This is a genomic window from Mycobacterium sp. (assembly GCF_052145595.1).
In the GTDB taxonomy this organism is placed as follows: Bacteria; Actinomycetota; Actinomycetes; order Mycobacteriales; family Mycobacteriaceae; genus Mycobacterium.
Map to the genome: position 1 here is coordinate 1 of NZ_JBKQOI010000259.1, position 6147 is coordinate 6147.

8 protein-coding genes are annotated in these 6147 nt (G+C 67.6%); 1 reads left to right on the forward strand and 7 read right to left on the reverse strand.

The window, feature by feature from the left end; translation table 11 throughout:
• The first annotated feature begins 295 nt into the window (after nt 1–295).
• A complete protein-coding gene (locus ACLP4W_RS22445; RefSeq protein WP_442389622.1) occupies nt 296–1612 on the forward strand; it encodes an adenylate/guanylate cyclase domain-containing protein in 1317 nt (438 codons plus the stop codon).
• 318 nt (nt 1613–1930) lie between these two features.
• On the opposite strand, the gene ACLP4W_RS22450 is transcribed toward ACLP4W_RS22445, so the two are convergent.
• The 7 genes from ACLP4W_RS22450 to ACLP4W_RS22480 all read right to left on the reverse strand — a co-directional run bounded on the left by ACLP4W_RS22450 (nt 1931) and on the right by ACLP4W_RS22480 (nt 5934).
• Nucleotides 1931–3277 (reverse strand): phage major capsid protein, encoded by a 1347-nt coding sequence (locus tag ACLP4W_RS22450; RefSeq protein WP_442389623.1) that lies wholly within the window; start codon nt 3275–3277, stop codon nt 1931–1933.
• A 305-nt stretch (nt 3278–3582) separates the two neighbouring features.
• Nucleotides 3583–3801 (reverse strand): hypothetical protein, encoded by a 219-nt coding sequence (locus tag ACLP4W_RS22455; protein WP_442389624.1) that lies wholly within the window; start codon nt 3799–3801, stop codon nt 3583–3585.
• Nucleotides 3798–4346 carry a hypothetical protein gene (locus ACLP4W_RS22460; RefSeq protein WP_442389625.1) on the reverse strand — a complete coding sequence of 183 codons (549 nt, stop codon included), beginning with the start codon at nt 4344–4346 and terminating at the stop codon, nt 3798–3800. Before ACLP4W_RS22460 ends, ACLP4W_RS22455 begins: the two co-directional genes overlap by 4 nt.
• 193 nt (nt 4347–4539) lie before the next feature.
• A complete protein-coding gene (locus ACLP4W_RS22465) occupies nt 4540–4782 on the reverse strand; it encodes a hypothetical protein (protein WP_442389626.1) in 243 nt (80 codons plus the stop codon).
• Nucleotides 4779–4916, reverse strand: coding sequence for a hypothetical protein (locus ACLP4W_RS22470; protein WP_442389627.1), 138 nt, complete (start codon nt 4914–4916; stop codon nt 4779–4781). Before ACLP4W_RS22470 ends, ACLP4W_RS22465 begins: the two co-directional genes overlap by 4 nt.
• Nucleotides 4913–5425: a hypothetical protein gene (locus ACLP4W_RS22475; RefSeq protein ID WP_442389628.1), complete on the reverse strand. Its 513-nt coding sequence runs from the start codon at nt 5423–5425 to the stop codon at nt 4913–4915. The genes ACLP4W_RS22470 and ACLP4W_RS22475 overlap by 4 nt, the downstream gene beginning before the upstream one ends.
• Nucleotides 5422–5934, reverse strand: coding sequence for a hypothetical protein (locus tag ACLP4W_RS22480; protein ID WP_442389629.1), 513 nt, complete (start codon nt 5932–5934; stop codon nt 5422–5424). The genes ACLP4W_RS22475 and ACLP4W_RS22480 overlap by 4 nt, the downstream gene beginning before the upstream one ends.
• Between the last annotated feature and the right edge of the window lie 213 nt (nt 5935–6147).

Consider the following 6147-nt stretch of genomic DNA (forward strand, 5'->3'; position numbering starts at 1 on the left):
TGTGCGAGGTAGGAGCGCGTCGGTTGTGAGATTCTGCAGGGGTGTCCGCTCCTGCGGCTGCTCCTTCGGGGGTGGTGACGTTTCTGTTCACCGATGTCGAGGGTTCGACCCGTCGGTGAACAGAAACGTCACCACCCCCGAAGGAGCAGCCGCAGGAGCGGACACCCCTGCAGAATCTCACAACCGACGCGCTCCTACCTCGCACATCCGCGGAATCCGACCGAGAACACCCACGCCCCGAGGCGCGGTTGCATGACACCGAAACTCGACCCGCTGCTCGGCTTACACTTCCGCAATGTTCTCGGAGACGCGCTATGCGCTGAACGGGGACTTGCGCGTCGCCTATCGCACGACAGGCGAAGGCCCTCGCGACATCGTATTCGTGCCGAACTGGTTCACCTGCTGCGAACACCTGCCGGAGCTACCGTCCATTCAAGGCTGGGTCGAGGCGATGACGTCGCTCGGTCGACTGATCTTCTTCGACCAGCCGGGCACGGGAGCATCTGATCCGGTCACACCGGGTGCGCTGCCGACTTTGGAGCAATGGGCCGACAGTGTCACCGCGGTGTTGGACGATCTCGGGAGTCGCGAAGCGGTGCTCCTAGCGAGCAACGCCGCGTTCGCGCCAGCCGCGCTGTTCGCAGCAACACATCCGTCACGCACCACCACGCTGGTCGTACTCGAGGGCTCCGCGGATCAGTTCGGGGGGGCCATCTTCGATCTCGTCGAGGAAGCCCTCGCTGCGATGGTCGCCATGTGGGGCACGGGGGAGTTCCAGCATGTCTTGAATCCGGACATGCCGTGGAACGAGGAGATCCGGGCAGCGTGGGCTCGGATGGAACGCCTGGCAGCGAGCCCAGGCACCGTTGCTCTCGTGCTGCCCCTGGTGGCCGAAATGGACGTGCGGGCGGTGCTTCCGGCAATTCGCGTGCCAACCCTCGTCGTCCAGCACGCCGAGGACCCGTTGATCGTGCCAGCGGTGGGCAAGGATGTCGCCGATTACATAGAGGGCGCGAAATACGTCGAGCTACCGGGGCGCAATCTGTACCACTTCGTAGAACCATGGCGCGAATCCTTCCAAGCGATTCACGAATTCCTCACCGGCCAGCAGGCTGACGTAGCCGATGACCGCGTGCTCGCCACGGTGCTTTTCACCGACATGGTGGACTCGACGCGCCGGGCTGCGGAGATGGGGGATCGTGACTGGCGTGCGTTGCTTGATGCGCACGACGCCGTGGTGCGGGCGCAGCTTGTTCGGTTTCGGGGGCGCGAGGTGAACACGTCGGGGGACGGCTTCCTGGCGACGTTCGACGGCCCGCAGCGAGCGATCCGCTGCGCGATGTCGATCCGCGACGCGGTGCAAACCCTCGGCATCCAGGTGCGCGCCGGATTGCACACCGGCGAATGCGAGGTCCGCGGCGACGACATCGGCGGGATCGCCGTGCACATCGGCGCGCGGGTGAGCGCGCTGGCAGGGCCGAACGACGTGCTGGTGTCCAGCACGCTGCGCGACCTGGTGATCGGGTCAGGACTCGAGTTCGAGGACCGCGGCACTCAGCAGCTCAAGGGCGTGCCCGGCGAGTGGCGTCTCTTCGCCGTCGCCTCTGCGTAAAACCGGAAACGGGTGGTGTGGCCGAGCTGGATGGTCTGCATTCGGCCGTCACTCGTTTGGACCGGCCGGCCTGGGCGATATGACCTATGTTGTCTCGACAGCGGTGACACGATAGTGCCGTCGGACGATAGTGGGCTGGCCGCGTGACATGACGGCGGCGGGATTGGTGTGTGGGTCGTGCGGTACTGAGCTGCCGCCAAACGCCAAGTCTTACAACGAGAGCGCGGGCCGAGTTGCCGGGTCCGGTGTGGACCGGCTCGCCGCCGCACCTTGCAGCGGCTCTACCGGATTTCTTGTTACCGTGCGGCAGCAACCTTCTCAGAACGTCGGCGCGGTCAGCCCGGTGATCTCGACGACGCTGGCGGGGTAGCGGGCCGCGGTGAACGCCAGGTAGCTGTAGATCTGGAGCAGGACCGTGAGCGTCGTGGCCTTGGTTTCGGGTAGGACCCTGGCCCTAATCCCACCCTCCCATAGGACCAGGTCGGATGCCCTCACGACGAACACCGGGTCCTCGTTGTTGCCCGTGCCCTGGGTGACGGGGATGTTCGGGTCGGTCACCACGGGCAGGCCGTGCATCGACCCGACGATCTGCTGGGAGGCCACGTCTGTGAGCACACCGGCAACGTTCATCGGGGCGTTCGCCGTACCCAAAAACAGGGGCCGCTGGGAGGCGTCGAGCAGGCTCAGGAACCAGCCCCACCGCCGTGGGTGCATGACGATGACCTCGGGCGGCAAAAACCTGGTGCTGTGGATCGTCTGCACGGCGTTCGCGATCGCGCCGTAGACGTGCTGGATGTCGACCGCGCTGGCCGCGATCGTCGTGATGCCGGGTGTGAGCTGGATGCCTAACACTTGGCCGTTGGCCCCGGTGCCTCCGATGATCTGTTGATCCGTCTGGGCCGCGTGCGCGGCCACCAGGTCACGGAACACCAAGTCGTCGAACGCGATCGGCGACTGGTCGATCAGCTGAATCGCCACTGCTTGCTCGCCGCTGATCGTCCGCACCGGCGCGTTGATGAATGTGTCAGCCAGGTCAACATCCACGACCGGCTGGTTGTCCGCGGTCTGCACGCCGACGGCGGTCCCGGTCAAAATCTTGGGGATGTTGATGCTGTCGGTGCCGCCCGGCAAAGGCTGGCGTTGGCAGACATTGGCGAACGCGCGGCCGGGACGGGCCAGCTCAATATATTGATCCATGAGCCATGCCGGCGGAACGGCATACCCCCCACTGCCATCTACTCGGGATAGGTCGCGTAGCTCCACGTTGCGCTCGGCCATGTCCTCGGTGTGGCGCGCCAGCCGTGATCGCGCCTCGCCGTTCAAGTCCATTCCCGGAGTGCTGGCGCGGATCAGGTCGAGGCCGAAGGAGTGAGGTCCGCCAGGGCGGTACAGGTCAGGCTCGTGGACGTGAGTGGTCATGGTCGGGTTCTTTCTCGTCAGGTGTTGTAGGTGAGGAGGGAGGGCGCCGCGCTCGAGGTCGGCGGCGCGTTCGTCCAGCCGCGCGTTGATGGCGTCCAGGTCGGACAGCGCGGCATCGACACGGCGCTTCTCATCGGGTCCGAGCGTGGTGCGGCCGGCATCGCGGGCGGTCATCAGGATGCGCTCGGCCTCCCGGTACGAGCGGGCGCGGGCGTCCTGGAGGCGGGAGGTGAGATCGTCGGGCATGGGACGGCACGGGCTTTCGGAGACTGATTGCCCGCCGCCTGATCCCTGCCCGATCTACGGGCCAGGGGGCCGTGCCGGCGGGGCTCTCATGACGACGAAAGAGCCCCACGCGGGCTTCGGGGGACGCGCCCTGGTGGAGTGTGCCACCCGCACCGGCGTTCGAGTTGATCAGGCTACGACCGCCACGTCTGGCGATGAATATACGCCGCGCCACCGACATATCGCGGCTTTTGGGGGCGGACCCGCGCCGGAGGTAGGAAGTTCTGGCGCGGGCCGCCACGGCCGGAGCGTGGCAAGCCAGTCCGTTAGGGTCCCCTGGCCGCGTCCTCACCGTACGGCCTGGAGACCTCGGACCACGGGGGCAAGTCGGAGGTGTCGCCGGCGGGAGGGTTCGCCGCGTGCATGGCGTTCAGCCGCTCGGCGGCGACCGCGCCTTCCATGGCGTTGGCGCGCAGGTGGTCGAAGGGGTCGATGCTGGTGTCCGCGATCTCGCGGGCGCGCTTGGCGGCTTCTTCGAGGGTCATGTGGTTCTCCAGGGGTGGTCGCTGGCGGGTTGCAAGCGTGTCCTGGCTCGGCGCTGTACGGCGCTGGGCGGCTTTTCGGGGTCGCGGTGGGTAGGTGGTACCACCGGACCGGCCCCGGCGCGTACGGACCGCCGCGGCTCACGGCTCGGGTACGGCGTCTCGATGAAGCGGGTCCGAAATGCGATCTCCCACGGCGCCGGGAACGTCACCCTCGGGTCCGGCTGGACGGTGATGTCGACAATGGTGAACGGCTCGCCTCGGGGCGCGGCGGCGCGAGCGGCGGCAGCCGTAGCGAACCAGCGGAAGCTGGCATGCATCTGACCCTTCGGGCTCCACGTGATGAGCGCCCACGTCTTGGGTCCGCGATGCGCGGCGGTCCGGCAGCGGTGTGAGCACCAGCGGGTGGTGTTGTACCACGACGTGAAGGTCCTCCCGCACCACAGACAGGTGCAGCCACGCAGGGCCGCGGCGCGGCGACGCTTCGCGCGGGCGTACTCGTACGTCCGATCCCGGCACGTAGTGACGGGTTGCACGGCATTTTTCACGGCTCGTCCTCCCACTCGCCCAGCCGCTCAAGCGCGGCGTCGACCGCCTCCCTGCGCTGGCGTTGGACGCGCTTCCAGCACGGACCGCACCAGGGGCCGATGGTGGCCGGCGCGCGTTGGCAGCGGGCGCAGCGGTTGGCCGCGCAGGTGATCCAGTGCTTGCCCTCGTGGCGGTGGCAGGACGGGCAGGTGGTCATCGGCGGAAGGTGTCGGGGACCGGGGTGGCGGGTAGCAGGACCGGCTCGCCCTCCCCAGTCGGCTCGGGCTGTGCCATCGTCCACGCGCCGCCAGCGAGCACCAGCACCGACCTGAGCTTGTCGGGTGGTGGCGCGGCCGAGCGCAGTGCCCATAGCGAGCCGTCGTTGCGGGTGGTGATCTCGTCGGCCTCGACCTGCACGGTGCGGCCGTCGGCCAGGGTGATCGTCCAGGTGGTCATCGCTTGCCCTTCTTCGCTCGGACTCGTGGGATCGCCGCGGGGAGTGCGGGCGCGATCTTGCGCGGGTGCCGCTTGATGTTGACGACCTTGATGGCGGGCGGGGTCTCGCGCTGGCGGCGCTTGGATCGGGTCATGGCTCGACCGCCAGCGGAGCGGGCGGGGTCCAGTAGGAGTTAATGAGCGCCCGTCCACCCTTGGTGGAGTCCCAGGTGTCGTGCAGCCGCTGATCGACCACGGCGGCGAGGTGACTGCGGCAGCTGACGACGACCGGACCCATCGGCAGCCGCCGCAGCGTGAACCGCCTGCCGGGCCAGGGCCAGTGCCGGGTCCAGCCGAGTTCGTTCTCTAGCACCCGCCTGCACACCTCAATAGCCACGCCGTCGTCGGCCTCGGTATGCAGCTGGCGGCCCTCGCGGCACACGGACTCGTACCAGACCGGGCTGGCCCGCCCGATCCCGTTCACCAGATCCTTGACGTTCAGGTAGCCCAGTTCGGTCGCGATGGTGATGGCGCGCACCGCGCAGTCGCCACGCTTCTCTTCGAGGACTGGCGGCAGGCCAGCGGCCTCGCGCCCGCCGTCGTCCACCACCCACTTGTCGGGGCCGAGGGCGAACGGGTCGAACTCGTCGTAGTAGTCGCTCATGGCCGGCCCGCGATGTCGGTCCACTGCTGCTCGTCCCAATTGACGTAGCACCCGGCGCGGTGAACCAGCTCGCCAACGTCGACGAAGTCCGTCTCCACAGATCCCTCGACGCGCTCCTGTCCGTCGACGATGTGGATGCGGGACACCGTGAACAGATCGTCGCCGTACTCGTTGGTGACGCGGACACGGTATTCACCGGACGGCATCGGCAGGTCGATCCCGTCGCGGATCGGCACCACCACACCACCTGAGGTGCTGCCGATGTTGTGGGTGCCGATCAGCCCCGCCATCAGGTACCGCATCTCGGGTGTCGTCATCAGACCGCCATCTTCATGGTCTTGGTACACAGTGAAGCCGCGGCTGCGGTAGTACTCATCGAGAGCTTCGCCGCTCGGCGAGGCGTACGGGCTGACGACGAAGAACGCATCGGGACCGTGGACGGCGAGCTCGTCTCGTAAGTCCGGGTGTTCGGTCAGGTCGAGGACCCACGTGGGCTTACGGGTTGTCATGGTTGTTGTTCTCCTCTCCCGGCCGCCCGTTTGGCAGCCAAAGTCTTGGGTGCCTTGAGTGGCACCAAGGTGGTCGTGCGGAGGCACTGCTGCGGGACTGCTGCGGGACTGCTGCACGCAGCAGACGGGCGACTGCTGTGGCGACCGCTGCGGCGACCGCTGCGGGGCGATAGGGCCCGCCGCGGGCGCAGCCGGCGGGCACAGCCGCCTGCC

What these genes read in the sequence shown, in the direction of transcription:
- ACLP4W_RS22455 (WP_442389624.1), bottom strand. Translation starts at nt 3,801, where the DNA reads ATGACCCTCGAAGAAGCCGCCAAGCGCGCCCGCGAGATCGCGGACACC.
- ACLP4W_RS22465 (WP_442389626.1), bottom strand. Translation starts at nt 4,782, where the DNA reads ATGACCACCTGGACGATCACCCTGGCCGACGGCCGCACCGTGCAGGTC.
- ACLP4W_RS22470 (WP_442389627.1), bottom strand. Translation starts at nt 4,916, where the DNA reads ATGACCCGATCCAAGCGCCGCCAGCGCGAGACCCCGCCCGCCATCAAG.
- ACLP4W_RS22480 (WP_442389629.1), bottom strand. Translation starts at nt 5,934, where the DNA reads ATGACAACCCGTAAGCCCACGTGGGTCCTCGACCTGACCGAACACCCG.
- ACLP4W_RS22445 (WP_442389622.1), top strand. Translation starts at nt 296, where the DNA reads ATGTTCTCGGAGACGCGCTATGCGCTGAACGGGGACTTGCGCGTCGCC.
- ACLP4W_RS22450 (WP_442389623.1), bottom strand. Translation starts at nt 3,277, where the DNA reads ATGCCCGACGATCTCACCTCCCGCCTCCAGGACGCCCGCGCCCGCTCG.
- ACLP4W_RS22475 (WP_442389628.1), bottom strand. Translation starts at nt 5,425, where the DNA reads ATGAGCGACTACTACGACGAGTTCGACCCGTTCGCCCTCGGCCCCGAC.